The following is an 18986-nucleotide window of genomic DNA, read 5'->3' on the forward strand; positions in this document are numbered from 1 at the left end:
CTTCAGTGAAGATCAACGGTGATTTTTCAAAGCGAGTGGTTGAGTTCAGCGACGATATTCCTTGGGTCGCGTCCCCAATGAAAGGCGTTGAGCGCAGGCCGCTTGATCGTTTGGGAGATGAAGTTGCACGAGCAACCACCGTTGTTCGCTTCGCACCCGGCAGCCATTTCTCTGAGCATGTCCACACTGGCGGAGAGGAGTTTTTTGTTCTGGCGGGAGTATTTCAGGATGAATACGGGGATTTCCCGGCTGGCTCCTACATCCGTAACCCACCTGAATCCAAACACACACCAGCCTCTGAACCCGGCTGTACCATCCTCGTCAAACTCTGGCAGTTCGACCTCGCAGACCGCACCCATGTGCGTGTGGACACCAACAAACTTGGCCGCGTAAACGATGCCACACGCGAAGGCGTTACCGTCTCACCTCTGTTTCAGGATGAGCGCGAGAACGTGCGCATGGAGCACTGGCAGGCAGGTGCAAACCACGCGGTTGAGGCCGAAGGCGGAGCAGAGATCTTCGTGCTGGAAGGCTCAATCATCGAAGACGGAGAGGACCTTCCCAAACACGCATGGCTCCGCGTTCCCGTCGGTTATGACCTCAACATCACAGCAGGAGAAGAGGGCGCCAAGCTCTGGATCAAGTCCGGACACCTCCCCTATGTCACTGCCCCGCATGGGGGATAAGAAGACCGCCTAAAGCTGCTCCTGCAACCAGACCCGACTGCTTTCTTCCAGCGCGTTGCGAGCTGATATGATGTTCGCAACATGCTCCGGGAAAGAGGATAGCTCATAGCGCAGCGTATATTCCAGCTGTCCTTGCTCCCCGTCAGGATGCCACGTCACCTACTGCACCGCAGGTGTGCTGCCATCCAAAACCGCTGGCTTCTCCAACCACGGTAAAGCAGAAAGCGTTGTTTCTTCAGAGAGTTCAATCTCAGGCGAAACCCCTTTTGCAACAACCATCCGCTGCGAGACCTGCGTCGAAATCGGCAAAGTCCAAAGCACGATGAGAAACCAGAGCAGAGCTGGCACGCGCGCGACCTCAACAAAGCGCAGTTGATACTTGCCCTCCAGAAACTGCGAGATCATCACGAGACCAGCCAGAATAAGCACCACACCAAACGCCAGCTCCCGCGCGCTCAGTTGAGGGGACAGGAAGATAAACATGGTCACCAGCAGCACCAGCAGCGCAAATGAAATTCCACAATACAGCTTGGTCAGAGGTGAGATCACCGGATCAAATTTTGGGCGATTGGTGACACCTGTTTTCTGCAGTTTACTGGTGTTCCGCCGCCTGTCTTCCGGTCGCCATCCCGTTGGTTTGAACCACAGCCGGACCTTGTCCCACCAGCTGCGCGTATGAAGGCTGTCGCGAAACAGCATGGACCAGTGCTGCAAGTTGGCTTTCACCGGATTCCACGTTTTCAGCGGCGTTGTGGTGCCATAATGGCAAGGGTGCTCTGCCTCCTCCGGCTGCCAACTGCCAAACATCCGATCCCAGATCACCAGCGTGCCGCCGAAGTTCTTGTCGATGTAAATCGGGTTCTTGGCATGGTGGACACGGTGGCTTGAGGGCGTGGAAAACACACCTTCCATCAGAGGGATACGATCAATCGCCTGGGTGTGTAGCCAGAACTGATATGCCTTCAGCAGCATAAATTGCACAAGGAACACTTCCGGCGGGCAGCCGAGGAAGGCGAGAGGCAGATAGAAGACCCACGAGAACGCATACTGAAACGCACTCTGCCGCAGTGCCGTGGTCAGGTTATACTCTTCACTTTGGTGGTGCCCCACATGGGCGCCCCAAAGAAAATTGTAGGTGTGTGCAATACGGTGGAACCAATAATAGCAGAAGTCCACGCCAAAGAAGAACAAGACCCATGTGGCCCAACTGGTCGAGCCAAAGTCAAATAACCGATAGGACGACCACGCCCAGATAAACACCGAGAATGTAAAGGTTTTTAGCAGCGCATCTGAAACCAGCAGGCAAATGCCCATGGAAAGGCTGGCAATGTTATCGCTAAATCGGTGCAGGTCCCGCCCGCTCATACGCAGGTAGGCGTATTCCATCAGCATAAAAAACAGAAACAGCGGGATAGCCAGCGCCGTCACATTATACTCTGCCATTTTATTCCCCCTCGCACTGCATTCCAAAGAATGGTCGTGCAACAAAAAAGCGTCGAGCTGCAGGCCTGAGCGAGTACCAGTAAAGGACCGCAAAGGCGCTTATGTTGACTTTAACGTAAAGGCAGAGAGGTGGGCTGACAACACAAATCTGAGCTTGTGAAAATGGCGATAAGTACGAGTGCTGTAAGAAAACGCAGGAGTTTTGCGCAGAACTAACATAAATGATTACTGATCAACATATTGATTTAAATGAACTAATAAAAATGACAGTGCGGCAACTGATCGCATTTTGAATATTTTTTCTGTAAATGATTTTTTTTGCGTTAAAAGTGCAATTACAGGGTAGGGTCCGCCTTGTCGGGCGACCTAAATAATCAAGGACCTTAGCTGGCTGTCCTTCACGGTTTTCGGTCATACACTCAGGGGACTGCAGGGGTATGGGCGCGCAGTAAAAGCAGGGGCTGTAGTTCAAAGAAAACAGAGTTTTCTGAACAACAAGAAAGAATTAACGGGAGACACCATGGCTGAACTGCTTATGTCAACACTTGCTGGCTTCATTATTGGAGCGATCTTCACCGCAATCAAACTGCCTATTCCCGCTCCACCAGTTCTGTCTGGTTGCGTAGCGATCCTTGGTGTTTGGGGTGGTCATCAGATCATGCTGCAGATCACTGAGCGCTTCTTCTCCTAAAGCGCGTTGGTTTTATTGAGGCCAATCAAATGCTAAGTGCTCGCTAGAATAAAGAAGTGTTTACGATCAAATTTCAAAAAGCGGTGCTGAAGTTCAGTACCGCTTTTTTTGTACTTGCATAATAAAGAAACAAATATGTATATAAAAATAAAAATATTATCATATGGAGTTTCCCATGCATATCCTCCTCATCTCAGGAAGCACCAGAGAAGGCTCGTTGAATAAGAGCCTGCTGGATGCCGCTGAAGAAGAAGCGCATAACCTGAGCCATCAGACAACCAGCTTGCCGCATCAGCTTGCTTCATTTCCTCTCTTCCACTCCGATCTTGAAGCAGATGCCGCCGTTCAGAACCAGCTCTCGATGCTACGACAACAGATTGAAGCTGCTGATGTAATTCTGATCTCCTCTCCCGAATACAACGGCTTCCACACCCCGCATCTCCATAACATATTCACCTGGGCGTCCAGGAGTGCTGCTGGCAAATCCCACTCCGTGCTTGAGGGAAAAGTAGTTGGTCTGCTGGCCGCTGCACCGGGTCCGTTCGGGGGGGTAAGAATGCTTCCGCGACTGTCGTCGTTTGCAGCTGATCACGGTTGTTGGGTGCATCCGCGATATGTCGCTGTCGGTAATATGGCGTCAAAGACCAATGACGACGGTCAGCTAACCTGTTCTGAGACAAGACAAAAACTGCGCAATCTAATCAGCCAGACCTGCAAAATGGCCGAACCTGTAAAGATCACAGAACCTGCCTGAACAGGCCTGCTGCATCTCAGAAAAAGACAAACCCGGTGTCTCAAACGCCGGGTTTCTTTATGCCTGATTGCTTAGCCGGTGGGCAATCTGATCAAACAATGGGCAGTATTATCGATTTCTTGGATACTCCTTCAATAAGTCCCATCCGGAAATATACACATATTCATCAATGAGTTATCAGAAGTTCAGCACGTCACCACCAGTTTGGCACGCCCCTTGCGATTGTGCCGACCAACAGAGTTTGCACAAACAGCGCGCGGAGAGGGGGCAGCTACAGAAACTCACAGTGCCACGTTTGGAGAGGCGGGCCTTAAGGCTTACGGCAAGTGAGTTTCTAATCCGCGCGCGAGGGGAGATGAACCATCAGTCATCTCCCCTTAGCCTTCCAGAATTTGGATTGCGTTCGTATGTGCGTTGCTTTGCGTTATTTATGTGTTTCTAGCGTTGAATTGGAAAAACCATGGAGCTTCTTCGCTCTTTTGATGCCACACTCATTTTTGGTTCTATCGTCACCTTCATGGCGCTCAATTTCACACCTGGTCCCGCGGTCCTGAAAGTGGTTGGCGACAGCATCACAAACGGTATTGGTAAAACCCACGCCAGCATGGCGGGTGTGTTCGGAGCCAACCTCATGTATGCACTCCTCGCTGCGGGAGGCATGAGCGCGCTGCTACTGTCTTTCCCGGTTCTGTTTGAGACCGTCAAATGGATTGGCGTAGCTTATCTATTGTACCTTGCATATGGCTCCTTCAAAGCTGCCTTCTCAGCCTCGCTGGGCAAAGCGAAAGAACAGAAGCCAGCATCCACTCTGAAGCTGTTCCTCACCTCATTCGCAATGCAGGGTGCAAACCCGAAATCCGTCCTGTCATTCGGTGCAATGCTGCCTGTGTTTGCTGGCGAAGGTGATGGCATGGCCCTGCGCATGATGGCACTGGCCGTCTTCAACATCGCGCTCGAATATCCGGCATTGCTGTTTTACGCCTATCTCGGAACTCGGGCCTCTAAATTTGCGGTCTCCGCCCGTTCTCGCGCAGCTATGGATGCCTTCGCCGGCACAGCATTGGCAGGTGCTGCTTATATGATCTCAAAAAGCACGCTTAAAACACAGTAAGTGGTCTCTGATGACGTCAACCAAGAATTGAACTGTCAATATCTTACTGAGTGTGCTGATTGTAACTGATCAGTTTTGCAACGAATGCTTTCTTTCAGATCGAGATTTCTGTTGATTTGATTTAAGGAGCATACTTTGACCGTTGAAAACGTACGTGCAGCCATCACTCAACTTGGAGTTTTTCAGTCCGACAGCAGCGCCAAGCTGGATTTTGACTTAGAGACCTCCCACCGGACCTTGCTGAGTAACAAGCACAAACTTGTTGTCAGTGATGCCTCCGGTATATCGGGCAGTTCCCAGCCAAACTTGAAGCAGGAAGCTGGCGTTTATAAAAACTGGATAAACTAGTTAGCTTGATTGAGAAAAATCAGGGTGGTTTGGATCGAGCCTCTGATTTGCACAAACTTTCAAACCTTCATAAACTGGTCTCTCAGTCGCAGACACTAACCAATGCCCATCGTGCGTCTATCGCAGGCCGTTTAGAAAGCCTTGATGTGCTGGCCAATCTTGCAGATGACAAAGCTCACCATAAGCAGGCAAGCTGGGAGGGAAGCCAGTACGCTCAGTTTGCTCAGTCCGTTCAGGCTCGTACTGGAGGGAAAGTTGATGCTCTCTCAGAAAAGCTTTTATACGGCGAAACTGGAATTAAAACGCAGAGTGAAGTCCTGCGCGAGGTAAAATCCGGTCTTGATCTTTCAGTTCTTGATGAAAGGCGCGCCCATGATTTCCTGTCGGATTTAGAAAAGAAAGCTGACGCAGGTCAGTCAGTGAACATTCCCAAGTATTATCACTGTACTAAAGAGGATGGCCTGTTTGGTGTTGCCTCTGAAGGGAAAATTAAAAAAATACAGCCAAGGTCAGGCACGGGTGCAACAGGTGCATGGGTTTCTACTAACCCTCAAACCAAAGCCTATGGACGGAATATTTATGCGCTCTCTGCCCGCTTAGATTACCTAAATTCTCCAGCTAATCTTCCAACCAACGAAGTAATGAAACTATCATCAAACCAAAGTGGTGGTACTGATATCGGACTGCAGCAACATATCTATATCTCAGAGCAAAACTCTCAGAGCGTAGCCAACACAGCCCTTTCGCTGATCGGTGTTGATGATCGCTTACCAAACTTCGATAGCAAAAAGGAGACCCTTGCGTTGACACTCGGAAATGAGTTGCGTTTTGAGACACCTGAAGGAAGAGAGGACTTTGCAGTGTTTAAAACATCAACAGTCCTCAAGATGCAACAGTTGATAATAGCCAGCCAACCGCCACTGACAACAGAAGCTTGGAAAGCGGTATGATTAGCAACCGGTGGCTGCTCGCTTCAAGGTGTTTGAAGAAAAGATGAGTAGAGTTTTCTTCAAAGAGACCATGGAAAAGCTTTCGGCCTCATGGCAGGGTGCCTATTGCCGTGAGTTAGACGATGCCAGTTGGCTTCTTGTTTTCTCGCAAGACCTGACTGCCTCAGCAGATTATTGTCCATTTACTGAGCAGCTGGTTCTCTTCGCTCCAGTTATCACGTTGGACTCGCAAACCAGAAATGCCAATTTTCTGCTGCGCTTGCTCAATGCAAACTTCAGTTGGGATGAGACAAAGGGCGCATGCTTTGCAATCGAGCAAGATATCGTTGCTTTGGTGTGGCGCCATCCGCTCAAAGCGTTGGAGCATGTAGAACTGCAAGATGCACTTTCTTCTTTCTCCGAGACGGTAAGCAACTGGAAACCCAGATTAGCAGATGTTGAACAAACAGCAGAAATGACCGCAAGTTCAGTCCCTGATAATGGACTGATATGCTGAGGCAGCTAATCAGTCATTAAGAAACCCCAGAGCCTTCTCATTAAAGAGCGCTGGGGTTTCTAACATCAGAAAGTGGCTCCCACCATCGGCCTCGCGGATCACCTCAAGAGAGGCATTGTGCATCGTCTCCGCGATGAACTGCTGTGAAGCCAGCGGATGCCAACTGGCCTCGTCTGTAAACACCAGAGTGCGCTGGTGAATGTTAGGTAAAAAGGCCCGCCAGTCCTGCATCATGAGGTTTTCGATAAGCGCAGCAGCATGCACGCGGGGCAATTTCAGGTTCTCGGCTGCCAATGCGCGCAAGGCAGCATCACTAACCCTGCTGGTGAACATCCCGCTAATAATCTCAAGATGATCCTCAACACTGCGGGTCCTGCGAATAGCCACCACCATCTCATCAAGTGACTCCAAAGTGGGGTGGATAGAACCTGCCTCGTTGATCTCTTGTTGTGTCCAGGAGGGCCGTGCCATGAGGGCCGCTGGCTCGTCGATAAAAATCAGACGGCGCGCAGGGCGTTCAGCCCCGAACATATCCAGATATGCCCAGAGCATGGCGACGGAAAGCGAATGGCAAACCGCGTCGAAATCGCGAAGGTCCAACGCCTCGACCACATCAAACAAATCCTTGGCAAACCGATGGATCCGATAACCATCCGCGGGCTTTTGTGATGCGCCGTGCCCCCGGTTCTCAAGGGCATAAACCGTATGGCCCTGGCAAAAGTCGGCGAACTGTCCTTCATATACAGATGCCGTCTGGCTCCAGCCACCCAGCAAAAAGACAGGCCGTCCTTGCCCGCCTGTCAGATACGAGAGTTCCACCCCATCTCGGGTCCGTACACTCTTGCGTTCCATCCTCTTTGCCTTTCGCAGACAACTCAGCACTCTCCTGCAAGTATAGAATCCAACACGTTACCCAGCCGCAAATGAGGTCTTAATCGCGAAGTGAGGAAGGCCCCCTTGAATAACTGGTCCTAAATTTTGCAGGCAGATTGCCTATCAGCCGGAAAGCTCTAACAGCCATCAGGCCATACTCCGGAGTTGGTGCGACAGGGCAGGCCATCGCGTTGGAAAACAGAATTGTAGTCAAAGACTTACACAACCTGAAAAATTTGTTTTTGATTTGTCACCATGAGTGTTTGTGTAAGTTTCAGTTGTGCAAAATATAGTAACTATCCGCGCATTTTGAAATTAATACCAATTCAAAATTATGGATCTATTTGTCTGCCAAGGTGTTGACAGCTCCAGCCAAGTAGAAGCTATGCTACTGCGTGTTCTTCAGGAAATGAAATCTGGGTTTCTAACAAGGACAGTCGCAAATTCAAGCAGTTAGAGCATGCGCTCAGGCAACCCGTTGACTTTGGTGTGCTCACTGCAACATCCTGAAATTGGTGAGGAGTCGTGGGCATGGAAGCTGCTGCCTGTGCTGATACTACAATCAGAATGGAAACGTGGAGAACGGAGGATCGGCAGATCAACTGCATCCTCTCCGCCAAGTGCGATGCACCCATCTCCAACTACACTTTATGCTTCAGCATGCTTGCGCCTTGTGAGGTGATTGAAGGTGCCTCTGTCAAGAAAATGACTGCGGGCTACATAGAGCTTGGCTTCGACAGGGATGTTCTGGGAACAGGGCAGGCTCTGGCGTTCACGCTCAAATACAAGCGAGGCATGAACCCCTCCAACTGCAGCTGGCTGCCAAAAGGTGCTTATCTGCGCATGGAGGATGGCAGCATTCTGCCAGTGCAGATTGCATCACGCGGCATCGATCAGGCTTTCAGCACCAAGTTGCCAGAACAGCAAGCCGATCCTTTATCCGATCAACTCATGCTCGTCCCAGCCCCGCAAAGCTGGAAACCTTCCGACAATCAATTGGATGTGAGTGCCGGTTTTAAGCTGGATCGCTCATGGGAGGGGGACGGCGAAACCGACAGTGCTGCCTCCGTTGACGCCCTCGTAGAGCGCAACAACATTGGACCATTCCTCTCCGAGGATGGCGTCACCCTCCGCTTTGCCAAAAACGAAGGGCTCGCCGAAGACGCCTACGAGCTGACAATCACCGCCGAAGGCATCACACTCTCAGCGTCCGCCGCTACTGGTGTATTTTATGGCGCGATCACACTCCTCAATCTCAAGCTGATTTATGGTGGAACCATTCCTTGCGGCCATATCGCAGATGCTCCCCGTTTTGAGTGGCGCGGCCAGCATCTGGACTGCGCACGCCACTATTACGAGCCGGAAACCCTGCTGCGGCTGGTGGATATGATGGCGCTGTTCAAGCTTAACCGCTTCCACTGGCACTTCTGCGATGATGAGGCTTTCCGTCTTGAGGTGGAGAGCTATCCAGAGCTCTGGAAGAAGTCTGGCATGCGCGGCGAAGGACGTGTCGTTCCCGGCATCTATGGGGCTGCGGATGGCCCGCAAGGTGGTACTTACTCCATTGCCTTTGCCAAGCGACTGGTCGCCCACGCAAAAGAGCTGAACATCGAAATCCTGCCGGAAATCGAAGTGCCTGCTCACTCCTGGGCTGTGCTTCAAATCCACCCAGAACTGCGCGATGCAGCGGATGAAAGCGGTGAAATCTCCGTTCACGGCTACCTGAACAACACCATCAATCCCGCCTTGCCAGAAGCGTGGACCTACATGGAAACTCTGGCCGAGGAAATTTCCGGCATCTTCCCATTCGCTCACCTCCACCTCGGCTGTGATGAGCGCCCGCCAGCAGCATGGACCAGGTCTCCCGCCATCGAACAGTTGAAGACTGAGCAGGGCCTCAAAACAGCAGATGACGTGCAAGGCTGGATGATGGACAAACTGGCGTTGTATGTGCGTTCGCTGGGCGTACGCCCCGCAGCGTGGGAAGAAGCGGCCAAAGGTTCCAATGGAGGCATCAATAATGACGCCATCCTGTTCTCGTGGACACAGCAGGGACCGGGGCTGGAAGCTGCCCGTAAAGGATACTCGGTGGTGATGACCCCAGCTGCGCACGCCTATTGGGATATTGCTCCCTCCAGCAACTTCAACGAGATCGGCCTCAACTGGGCAGGTATCACCAGCCTTGCAGACAGTGTGAGCTGGGATCCGGTGCCGGAAAATGAACCGGAGCTGGAAGGCAAGATCATTGGCGCCCAAGGCTGCCTGTGGTCAGAGGTCGTCCTGCAAGATGCCAACATGGAAACCATGATGGCTCCGCGCATTCTGGGTATCTCGGAAATTGGCTGGGCAGCCCGCACCAACAAGCCGGATGTAGAGACAATCACGCAAAAGGCGGCATGCTACAGCAAGCTGTTCTCTGCCATCGGGTGGCGTCAGGATGTAAGAGACTAACATACAGGTGTGATCTGCTGGCTGGGCGCGACCTACTGGTTTTGCTCAGCCACGAACTCGACCTTTATACGATCTGGGTCTTCAAGATAGAGGGCGTAATAGTCAGTTCCTCCGTTCGCAAATGGATACTTCTCATCGTAGAGCATTGGGATATCTTCGGTGCGGCAGTGCTGCCTGATCAGGTCTACCTGTTTTCTACTTTTGACTGAGAATGCGAGATGGTTCAGACCAACACCGCAACGGTGGTAGGCGTGGGACTTATATTGCGGGCTGACTTGGACAAAGGTGAGATACGCGTCTTTTCCAGTCGAAAGCGTAAATCCATCATCCCAAGACGCAGTTTCTTTGTACTCCACGTGGGAAAGAATACTGGACCAGAAATGCCGTGAAATCTCTTTATCCGAAACGTAAATCTCAACATGATGCAGCAAAATTCTACATCCTTTTACTAGAAAGAAAATCTAGGATTTTGCGGAGATAGTTAGGGTCTTACGCGTTGCGCAATTCCGCAACAAAATCATAAATATCACCGCGGTACACGCCAGTGGTCAGTTCAATCACCCGTCCGCTGGAAAGGTAAGCTGTGCGGTCAATGTAAAGCGCGGCATCCCCTTCACAAACTTCCAGTAGAGCCGCTTGCTCTTCTGTCAGTTTACAGGCCGAAATGCGCTGAATAGCACGGGAAGGGCGCATCCCTTCCAATGACAGTTTCTCATAGAGCGACGTTTCAATCCGCGACGGATCAGGCACAAACTCGGTTGAGAGCGAACTGGTCTCGATCGCCAGAGGAATACCATCCGCACGGCGCAGACGGGTAATCCGCGAAACCTGACCGTCAGACGCAAGCCCAAGCGCAACAATCTCCTCAGGTGAGGGAAGGTAGATCCCGCAGGACAGCGTCTCGGAGGAAGATGTTTTCCCGCGTCGCTGCATGTCCTCGGTAAAGCTGGTGAGCGCAGATAATGACTGCTCCATACGCTTCATCTGAGGGGCGACATAAGAGCCAGAGCCCCGGCGTTGAATCACCAGACCATCCACCACCAGCTGCGAAATGGCTTTGCGAATCGTCACGCGGGACAAGCCGGTCAATGTGGCCAGCTCACGCTCGGCGGGCAGAGTGGTCGCTGCTGCTAACCGTCCATCTTTAATGGCAGATTCAAGGTGTCGGTAAAGCTGTAAGTAGCGTGGACCGCCACTCCTTTGCTGCCAGGACGTCGTTGAGAACAGATCGGTATGGGTATCTTCTTGTGCGCTCATTCTGCTCATCTTTATGTGAATCCGTATTATCTATAATACCTTTTTGATACCAATGCAAAACAATACCGATGGGATACCAATGAAAGAAATGAAGCTTATCCCCTTGCGATTTTCTTGAAAAATCGGAGTTTTTTCGTCTGAAACAGAAATATTTCACAGAAGGTACTGAAATGGTAGACAAATGGATTTGTTTTGGTATTATTTTGGTGCTCGCAAAAAACACGCGGTTCGTCTCCCTGGCGATAACAAGACGCAAGCGGCGAGTGACAAGCGATCACCTTTGGGAATTGGGGAGAGCGCATGACACATGCGTCAGGGGACCTGCTGCCTTATCAGGGCGAGCGCGGCGGTTCGGCACAAAAGAAACAAGGGATGCTGCAAGGGCTCATGCGCTCACAGGCAACCTTTGCATGGCTACTGATTGCTCCGGCAGCATTGTATCTCGTATTAGTCGTGGCCTGGCCGCTGGTAGAGACAGTCCGTTTGTCTTTCACCAACGCCAACATTGGCGGCGAAGCCTACATCGGCACTGCCAACTATGAGAAGCTGCTCAGCTCTCGCAAACTCGGTCAGACAGTGTCCAGAACGTTCTATTGGATGTTTCTGTCTGTCTCATTCAAAATCATTTTCGGTCTGATCGGTGCAACACTGCTCAACGCGGCAATTCCGGGGCGGGCGCTGTTCCGTATGCTGGTCATGCCGCCGTGGATCGTGCCTGTCGCGATTGGCTGTTTCGGCTGGTTATGGCTCTACAACGGCCACTTCGGCATCATCTCAGGAGCCTTGCAATACGTAGGCATTCTGGATGGCCCGTTTGAGTTCCTCGCTTACAAGCAAAGCGCGTTTTACTCCGCTGTTGTTACCGATGTCTGGGTCGGCCTGCCCATGGTGACCATCTTCATGCTGGCCGCCATGCAGGGCGTGCCGCGTGATCTTTATGAAGCTGCCTATGTGGACGGGGCGTCCCGTTGGTACCGCTTCCGCCGCATCACCATTCCGCAAATTCTACCGGTGATCATCACCATGTCGATCCTGTCGATCATCTGGACCTTCAACTCCTTTGAGATCATCTGGATCTTGACGGAAGGCGGCCCGCGCAGCGCAACCACAACGCTGATCATCGACACCTACAAGATGGCCATTGCAAACTTCAAGTTCGGGCAGGGGGCAGCCCGTGCTGTGATCGTGGTGACACTGCTTAGCGTGTTCTCACTGGTCTATCTGTTCGCTCTTCACCAGATCAAAAAACGTTTCGAGGCAGCCTAAAATGATGGATCGTTACTCGCTGCCACATAAAGTATTTCTCTACTTCTGCGTGGTGCTTTTCCTCGGCTTCATTCTGCTGCCGTTTTTTGAGATGTTCATGACCTCGCTGCGGCCACTGGAACACCTGTTCCGCTCGCCCTACCAGTTCTGGTCAGACGACTTCTCGTTCAAAGCCTACTCCCAAATGTGGGAGACAGTGCCAATGCTGCCGCGTTACATCGCAAACAGCATGCTGATCTCCATTTCGGTGACAGCTCTGGCTTTGGCGTTCGTCATTCCCGCCGCTTATGCCTATGCCCGGTTTGACTTCAAAGGCAAATCACTCAGCCTCGGCATCTTTCTGGCGGTTAACATGTTCTCCGGTGCTGTCCTGCTTATTCCGCTTTACAAGCTCCTGAGAAACTACGGCCTACTGAACACCTACTTCGCGATGATTGTTCCCGGTGCAGCGTTTCTGGTGCCAATGGGAATCTGGCTCCTGAAATCCTATCTGGAGAAAATCCCGCGCGAACTGGAAGAAGCAGCTTTCATGGATGGCGCCAGCCGTCTGTACACTCTGCGCCGCGTTGTTCTGCCTTTGGCGGTTCCCGGTCTCATTGTCGTGGGTGTGGCTGTGTTCCTGTCAGCCTACGCACAGCAGTTCTTGTTCGCTATCACGTTCAACAGCGTCAAGGAGTTCATGCCTCTGCCAGCGGGCATCCTCGAGTTCATTGGCTATCAGTCAGTCAAATGGAACCAGATGATGGCAGCAAGCATTGTTGGAATACTGCCCGTACTCGTAATTTTCCTATTTTTACAGCGCTACTTGGTGGCCGGCCTCACAGCCGGTGCGATCAAGGAGTGATTTTCAAAAGTGTCAATGGTTACTACTGGGAGGAGAAACCATGAGAACCAAACTACTATTTGCAGCGGCTGCAGGGGCAGGCGCAATGATGGCAGCAGCATCTGCACAATCAGCTGAGCTACATTTCATCCGTTGTGGGGACAACGGGTTGGATGAAGATCGCAAGGTTATCGCTGCATTCGAAGCTGCCAATCCAGGCAACACAGTCAACATGGAAAGCCTTCCATGGGGTACCTGTCAGGATAAGTCTCTGAAACTTGCATCTGCTGGCAGCCCGCCATCTGTGTCGTACATGGGCTCTCGTACGCTCAAACAGCTGGCAGACAACAACCTCGTTGTTGACGTGAAGATCTCAGAAGATCAGCAGAAAGCCTATCAGCCAGGCGTTTTGAACACCGTGAGCTATCGCGACAAGTTCTGGGGCTTCCCGCGTGCATTTTCCACCAAGGGTCTGTTCCTCAACTGTGACATCTTCGAGGAAGCCGGTCTTGCATGTGAAGCACCAAAGACCTGGGACGAAATGTATGCGGCTGCGAAGACCATCAAGGACAAAACTGGTAAAGCAGGTGTCGGTCTGACGGGCAAAGACTTCGACAACACCATGCACCAGTTCCTGAACTACCTGTATTCCAACGGCGGTCAGGTCATCGATCCATCCACCAACGAAATCACTCTGGATTCCAAGAACACTCTGGAAACTCTGAAGTTCTACGGCAAGCTGGTGGAAGTTGCTCAGGAAGGCCCAACCGCATTTGAACGCACGCAGGTCCGCGATCTGTTCAACGACAACAAAGTCGGCATGTACATCGACGGCCCTTGGGCACGCGGTCAGCATAAAGAAGGCATCACCACCAAGGCTGCACCAATTCCAGCAGGTCCAAGTGGTGTCAGTGGTACGCTTCTCATCACCGACTCCCTCGCTGTCTTCAAAGGCTCTGGCCATGAAGAACTGGCGATGGAATTTGCGCGCATGATGACCACAGGCGACTCTCAGTACACGCTGGACAAACCAGATGGTTGGGGTCTGACACCAATCCTGAAATACGAAGAGCTGGGCTACGAGAAGCCTTACTACATGGATGATCCATACTGGGCAGTCTTCGTAGACTCCATCCCAACAGGTGGTCCGGAGCCTCTCTTTGTTGATTACAAAGCGATGCAGACAACCATCAACTCCATGATTCAGGGCATCATCCTGAAAGACGATACTGCTGAAAACCTGGTGGCAATCGCCGCTGAAGAACTCGAAGAGTTCAAGTAAGCGTACTCCCGAAAAGTGGATACCGGTTTTCGAAAAAAGAAGACGCGGCAACGACTTTTCTGAGCCAAACCCGGAGAGGCTGCCTGCAGCCTCTCCCCGTTATCAAGTGCGAGAAGACGAATATTATGGCCACGCTTCAGCTACAGAACATCGTAAAATCATTTGGACCAACAACCGTATTGAAGGACGTCAGCCTGTCCATCGAGGACAAGGAGTTCGTCGTATTCGTTGGCCCCTCTGGCTGCGGGAAAACAACTTTGTTGCGCATCGTGGCAGGTTTGGAGATTGCCTCCGAAGGCTCCATCATCATTGATGGAAAAGACGTTTCCGACGACCACCCTATTGACCGTGGCATCTCCATGGTGTTCCAGAGCTACGCGCTCTATCCTCACCTCTCAGTTTTTGAAAACATCGCTTTTCCGCTGCGCGTTGCAAAGCGCCCGGAAGAGGAGATCAAGGACCGCGTCAACAAGGCTGCTGCAATCCTGCAACTTGAAGAGCGCCTGAACCACAAGCCGGGACAGCTCTCCGGTGGTCAGCGCCAGCGTGTTGCCATTGGCCGCTCCATTGTTCGCAATCCAAAAGTGTTCCTGTTTGACGAGCCGCTCTCAAACCTTGATGCAGCGCTGCGCGGGGACATGCGTGTGGAACTCTCCAAGCTCCATAAAAGCCTCGACACCACAATGATTTACGTCACCCACGATCAGGTGGAAGCCATGACCATGGCCGACCGTATCGTGGTGCTCAACGGCGGTGTGGTGGAACAGTGCGGCACCCCGATGGACCTGTACCTGCGCCCGCGCAACAAATTCGTGGCGGGCTTCATCGGCCATCCAAAAATGAACTTCCTGCCTGCCATCGTCAGCCGCGTTGAAGACCGCATGCTGCACGTGAAGCTCGCCAATGGTGGTGTCATGAGCATGCCAGTGTCGTCTGAGGGTGTGAAGGCTGGTGACAACGTGGATATCGGCATCCGCCCTGAGCATATGCAGCTTGATGAGAATGGACCAGTTTCCATGCATGTAGAAGTGCTGGAGCGTCTGGGAGCCCATTCCATCGCCTACGGTAAAGTTGAAGGGGATGGTGCGTTTTGTGCATCCTTGCCTGGCATGGCTGAGATTCCGGAAGGCACAACCATAAAACTCAGTATCAAGCCGGAGGATGCCTACGTCTTTGACGAAAGAGGAGTTGCACTGCAACGCCTTGGTGCTCTGGAACTGGCATAGGAGAAACACATGCGTATCATCGTTGTTGGTTTGGGTTTGCGAGCTGTCAGTGTTTTGGAAAGACTGCAAGCTCACATGAGCGAAGCGGAAGTGGTGGCCTATGTAGACCCCAAACCGCACCAGATTGAACGCCTCAAAAACCACGAGGCCATCAAACCCTACGGCACGCTGGAAGAGATGCTGGCTGGTGAAAAGGCGGATCTGTTGTTCGTCAGCTCTCCAAACCACATGCATCTGGAGCACATCCGTCTGGGTCTGGAAGCTGGCATCCGCATGTTTGCAGAAAAGCCTGTCGTGATCTCCATGAGCGAGACCATGGAACTGGCAGAGCTGCTTTCCAAACACGGTGCAGATCAGGTGCTCATCGGTTTGGTTCTCCGCTACGCCCAACATGCAAGAGACCTGCGGGACGCGCAGGCAGCTGGCCAGATCGGTGATGTGGTCTCCATTGAGGCCAACGAGCATATCGCGCCGTATCATGGGGCTTTCTTCATGCGTGACTGGCGCCGTCATGAAAAATACTCCGGCGGCTTTATGCTGGAAAAATGCTGCCACGATCTTGATATCTACAACATGGTGACCGGCTCACGCCCAAGCCGTGTAGCCAGCTTTGGCGGCAGAAAGTCTTTTGTCCCAAGCAATGCACCAGCAAAAGAAACAGATACGAAAGTGTATCATGTTAAAGAGTCCATCTGGGAAGCTGCGGAAGACCCGTTCCTCTCCGATGGCGATATCGTCGATCACCAGACCGCGATCCTCGAATACGAGAGCGGCGCCACCATGGCCTTCCACACCAACATCAACGTACCGGACGAACACCGCCGGTTCTGCGTGATTGGTACCAAGGGCATGGCAGAAGGTGACTTCGTGCGCGGTTACCTGAAAGTGACTGATGCCCACACCCGCGGCACATTGGTGGATGAAGATTACAACAAGTCCATTGACCGCCCCGGCGCACACTACGGCGCTGATGACATGATGTGTCAGGACCTCTGCGCCTATCTGCGCGGTGAAATGGACAGCCTGCCAGTTTCTGTCGTGGATGCGCTGGAAGCAGGCGTTGCCGCACTGGCACTCGATCAGGCGCGCACAACTGGTCAGGTCGTGGACCTGACGTCCTATTGGCAGAAATTCGACAGTTTCAACCTGCGGGAAACCGCAGCAACAACAAAAAAGATGGAATCAATACAGTGACCAAACTCCCCGGCGCGTACATGCGCGCTGAGATAGATCAGGCAATTCCGGCATTCGCAGAAGGGGTCCGTCAGGACCTCACAGAGAGTGTCAAAGCAGCAGCGCTGGACAAGCTCGACACGTTCTACACCATTGCGCGTGGAAGCTCAGATGCCGCCGCCAACTTGATCTCCTATGAACTGATGGCCGAACTGCAAAAGCCGGTAACAACACTGCCGCCCTCTGTGTTCAGCCTGGGGAATGGATTGCAGTTGGGCAATGCTGGCGCCCTTATTTTCTCCCAATCCGGAGGAAGCAAGGATCTGGTCAGTGCTGCAATCGGGTTCAAAAACGGTGGTGGTAAAACGCTCGCCATCACCAACACTCCGGGTTCTCCGTTAGCAACTGAGACGGACGCCTGCGTTGATATCAATGCAGGGCTGGAGCAAGCTGTTCCGGCCACCAAAACAGTAATCTGCACCATTGCCGCCGGAATGGCTATGTTGGCCGCCCTCAAACCAGACTACGCTAAAGCCTGTGAAGCAGCAGCAAAAGCCATGCTGGCCAGCGCTGAGGCGAAACTTGAGCAGGCTGACGAGATCATTGAGGCAGTGAAGTCCACGCCGCATGTGTATGTGATCGGACGCGGTTGTGGGTTCGGCGCAGCGCAGGAAGTTGCGTTGAAACTGAAGGAAACAACAGCCATTCATGCAGAAGCGTATTCCGCTGCTGAGGTGCTGCACGGTCCGCTGCAACTGGCCACAAAACCGCTCTGTGTCCTTATTCTGGATACGGGGGAAGAGGTCAGCAATCAGAGCCTGAGCCTGGCTGAGGAGCGGTTCCGCTCTGTCGGCGCAAATGTTTTCCGCCTGACACCAGAAACCGTTGGTGCGCAGGGCCTTACTCCCGCAGCAAGCTCGGCCATGCTGCTGCGTGCATTGTACCCAGTGATTTTAGAAACTGCTCTCCAGTTAGGTCTGGATCCAGACCAACCGGAAACACTTTCTAAGGTAACTGTAACTATTTGATTCTATGAAGGAATGCTGCGATGGTCGATTTGACCAAATGGGCAACTACGCGCGAAATTCATGCGCAACCGCAAATCTGGGCAAATTGGGGACAGGAACTCGCTGCATCCTTAAGTGATCTGAGCGAGTGGGTTGCCAACTCCGGGGCTACGGAAGTTTGGTTCTGCGGGGCAGGCACATCCGCCTATATCGGCGACCTTCTGTGCAGAGCGCTGGACGCAACCTCCGTGCTGCCAATGCGCTCCGTTCCTTCAACTGATCTCGTCAGCGCCCCGCATACCTTCAAACGCAATGGCGTGATCCCGCTGGTTGTCTCCTTCGGACGCTCAGGCAATTCCACAGAGTCCATCGGTACGCTGGACTTGCTGGACGCAATCTTCCCGGAAGCGCCACGGCTGAACATCACCTGCAACAAGGACAGTGCACTGGCAACCCGCCAACCTGCCTCAAAGGCCAGCCAACGCGTAATTGTTCTGCCGGACGAATGCCACGACAGCGGCTTTGCCATGACCTCCAGCTTCACCACCATGATCCTGACAGCCATGGCAGTGTTTGGACAGGAGACGCCAGAAGAGTTCACCGCCAACATGAATGAGATCAGCCATGCAGCTGAGATTGTGTTGGCGCAAGCGGATCAGCTGGCAGGCAAGCTCACCATCCCGCAGCGCGCCGTCTTCGTAGGCTCCGGCCCGATTGCCTTTGTTGCCCGTGAAAGTGCGCTCAAAGTGATGGAACTGGCCGCAGGGAAAATCCCGTCTATCTGGGACAGCTCCCTCGGCTTCCGGCACGGACCAAAGTCTTTTGTTGATGCACAGACCAAGGTCTTCGTGTTCCTCTCCAACAACCTGCATTCCCGTCGTTACGACGAGGATCTGGCAGAAGAAGTGAAGGCACAGTTCGGCGAGCAAACAGTTACCACCATTGGCAATTCTACAAAGGCAGATGTGCACATTCCATGCAAACTGGAGGATGGCTGGATGTCCGTGCTCCATGTACTCATTGCCCAATGGCTGGGTGTGGCTTGGTCTGATCAGCTTGGCTTCAACGTCGACAATCCGTTTGAAGGGCAGGGCACGCTGACCCGCGTTGTCTCGGGCGTAAAGCTCTACGCATTGGAAGAGGCCTGAT

Annotated in this window: 20 protein-coding genes; 15 read left to right on the forward strand and 5 right to left on the reverse strand. The window is 52.5% G+C overall.

Features of this window, described 5'->3' with window-relative positions:
* Nucleotides 1-5: 5 nt before the first annotated feature.
* Entirely contained in the window at nucleotides 6-686 is a 681-nt protein-coding gene (locus PsAD37_RS05960; protein ID WP_063295426.1) for a cupin domain-containing protein, read from the forward strand.
* Between the two features lie 9 nt (nucleotides 687-695).
* Here the strand turns inward: PsAD37_RS05960 and PsAD37_RS28655 are convergent, their stop codons facing one another.
* Both PsAD37_RS28655 and PsAD37_RS05965 read right to left on the reverse strand, forming a co-directional pair.
* Nucleotides 696-845 carry a hypothetical protein gene (locus PsAD37_RS28655; protein WP_208991722.1) on the reverse strand — a complete coding sequence of 50 codons (150 nt, stop codon included), beginning with the start codon at nucleotides 843-845 and terminating at the stop codon, nucleotides 696-698.
* Entirely contained in the window at nucleotides 846-2129 is a 1284-nt protein-coding gene (locus tag PsAD37_RS05965) for a sterol desaturase family protein (RefSeq protein ID WP_208991723.1), read from the reverse strand.
* A gap of 520 nt (nucleotides 2130-2649) precedes the next feature.
* Here PsAD37_RS05965 and PsAD37_RS05970 point away from each other — a divergent pair.
* From PsAD37_RS05970 to PsAD37_RS05995, 6 genes are all read left to right on the forward strand, one after another.
* Nucleotides 2650-2820: a XapX domain-containing protein gene (locus PsAD37_RS05970; RefSeq protein WP_057463812.1), complete on the forward strand. Its 171-nt coding sequence runs from the start codon at nucleotides 2650-2652 to the stop codon at nucleotides 2818-2820.
* Nucleotides 2821-2995: 175 nt separating this feature from the next.
* Entirely contained in the window at nucleotides 2996-3574 is a 579-nt protein-coding gene (locus tag PsAD37_RS05975) for an NADPH-dependent FMN reductase (protein WP_084407672.1), read from the forward strand.
* Nucleotides 3575-4034: 460 nt separating this feature from the next.
* Nucleotides 4035-4685 carry a LysE family translocator gene (locus tag PsAD37_RS05980; protein WP_208991724.1) on the forward strand — a complete coding sequence of 217 codons (651 nt, stop codon included), beginning with the start codon at nucleotides 4035-4037 and terminating at the stop codon, nucleotides 4683-4685.
* Between the two features lie 135 nt (nucleotides 4686-4820).
* Nucleotides 4821-5033, forward strand: a complete 213-nt coding sequence (locus tag PsAD37_RS05985) for a hypothetical protein (RefSeq protein ID WP_063295371.1) — start codon at nucleotides 4821-4823, stop codon at nucleotides 5031-5033.
* A 5-nt stretch (nucleotides 5034-5038) separates the two neighbouring features.
* Entirely contained in the window at nucleotides 5039-5983 is a 945-nt protein-coding gene (locus PsAD37_RS05990) for a hypothetical protein (protein ID WP_063295372.1), read from the forward strand.
* Between the two features lie 43 nt (nucleotides 5984-6026).
* Nucleotides 6027-6479 (forward strand): type III secretion system chaperone, encoded by a 453-nt coding sequence (locus PsAD37_RS05995; protein ID WP_153039679.1) that lies wholly within the window; start codon nucleotides 6027-6029, stop codon nucleotides 6477-6479.
* Between the two features lie 9 nt (nucleotides 6480-6488).
* Here PsAD37_RS05995 and PsAD37_RS06000 read toward each other — a convergent pair whose 3' ends face one another.
* The gene (locus PsAD37_RS06000) at nucleotides 6489-7331 is read right to left on the reverse strand and encodes an alpha/beta fold hydrolase (protein WP_063295374.1); all 843 of its coding nucleotides are present in this window, start codon (nucleotides 7329-7331) and stop codon (nucleotides 6489-6491) included.
* Between the two features lie 552 nt (nucleotides 7332-7883).
* Between PsAD37_RS06000 and PsAD37_RS06005 the strand changes: the two genes are divergently transcribed.
* Nucleotides 7884-9803, forward strand: a complete 1920-nt coding sequence (locus PsAD37_RS06005; RefSeq protein WP_063295375.1) for a beta-N-acetylhexosaminidase — start codon at nucleotides 7884-7886, stop codon at nucleotides 9801-9803.
* Nucleotides 9804-9835: 32 nt separating this feature from the next.
* On the opposite strand, the gene PsAD37_RS06010 is transcribed toward PsAD37_RS06005, so the two are convergent.
* Together PsAD37_RS06010 and PsAD37_RS06015 are read right to left on the reverse strand one after the other, a co-directional pair.
* Nucleotides 9836-10234 carry a VOC family protein gene (locus PsAD37_RS06010; protein WP_063295376.1) on the reverse strand — a complete coding sequence of 133 codons (399 nt, stop codon included), beginning with the start codon at nucleotides 10232-10234 and terminating at the stop codon, nucleotides 9836-9838.
* Between the two features lie 58 nt (nucleotides 10235-10292).
* Entirely contained in the window at nucleotides 10293-11060 is a 768-nt protein-coding gene (locus tag PsAD37_RS06015; protein ID WP_063295377.1) for a GntR family transcriptional regulator, read from the reverse strand.
* A 372-nt stretch (nucleotides 11061-11432) separates the two neighbouring features.
* On the opposite strand from PsAD37_RS06015, the gene PsAD37_RS06020 reads away from it, so the two are divergent.
* The 7 genes from PsAD37_RS06020 (at nucleotide 11433) to PsAD37_RS06050 (ending at nucleotide 18985) form a co-directional block, all read left to right on the forward strand.
* On the forward strand, nucleotides 11433-12326 hold the full coding sequence (locus tag PsAD37_RS06020; protein WP_193778224.1) for a carbohydrate ABC transporter permease: 894 nt from the start codon (nucleotides 11433-11435) through the stop codon (nucleotides 12324-12326).
* A gap of 1 nt (nucleotide 12327) precedes the next feature.
* A complete protein-coding gene (locus tag PsAD37_RS06025; protein ID WP_057463806.1) occupies nucleotides 12328-13170 on the forward strand; it encodes a carbohydrate ABC transporter permease in 843 nt (280 codons plus the stop codon).
* A gap of 40 nt (nucleotides 13171-13210) precedes the next feature.
* Complete coding sequence (locus PsAD37_RS06030) at nucleotides 13211-14431, forward strand: sugar ABC transporter substrate-binding protein (RefSeq protein WP_063295379.1); 1221 nt, start codon at nucleotides 13211-13213, stop codon at nucleotides 14429-14431.
* A gap of 125 nt (nucleotides 14432-14556) precedes the next feature.
* A complete protein-coding gene (locus PsAD37_RS06035; RefSeq protein WP_063295380.1) occupies nucleotides 14557-15657 on the forward strand; it encodes an ABC transporter ATP-binding protein in 1101 nt (366 codons plus the stop codon).
* Nucleotides 15658-15666: 9 nt separating this feature from the next.
* Nucleotides 15667-16851, forward strand: coding sequence for a Gfo/Idh/MocA family protein (locus PsAD37_RS06040; protein ID WP_063295381.1), 1185 nt, complete (start codon nucleotides 15667-15669; stop codon nucleotides 16849-16851).
* Nucleotides 16848-17858 (forward strand): SIS domain-containing protein, encoded by a 1011-nt coding sequence (locus PsAD37_RS06045; protein WP_063295382.1) that lies wholly within the window; start codon nucleotides 16848-16850, stop codon nucleotides 17856-17858. Before PsAD37_RS06040 ends, PsAD37_RS06045 begins: the two co-directional genes overlap by 4 nt.
* A 20-nt stretch (nucleotides 17859-17878) precedes the next feature.
* Nucleotides 17879-18985, forward strand: coding sequence for an SIS domain-containing protein (locus tag PsAD37_RS06050; protein WP_063295383.1), 1107 nt, complete (start codon nucleotides 17879-17881; stop codon nucleotides 18983-18985).
* Nucleotide 18986: the final 1 nt, after the last annotated feature.

The sequence above is a fragment of the Pseudovibrio sp. Ad37 genome, assembly GCF_001623075.1.
Taxonomy (GTDB): Bacteria; Pseudomonadota; Alphaproteobacteria; order Rhizobiales; family Stappiaceae; genus Pseudovibrio.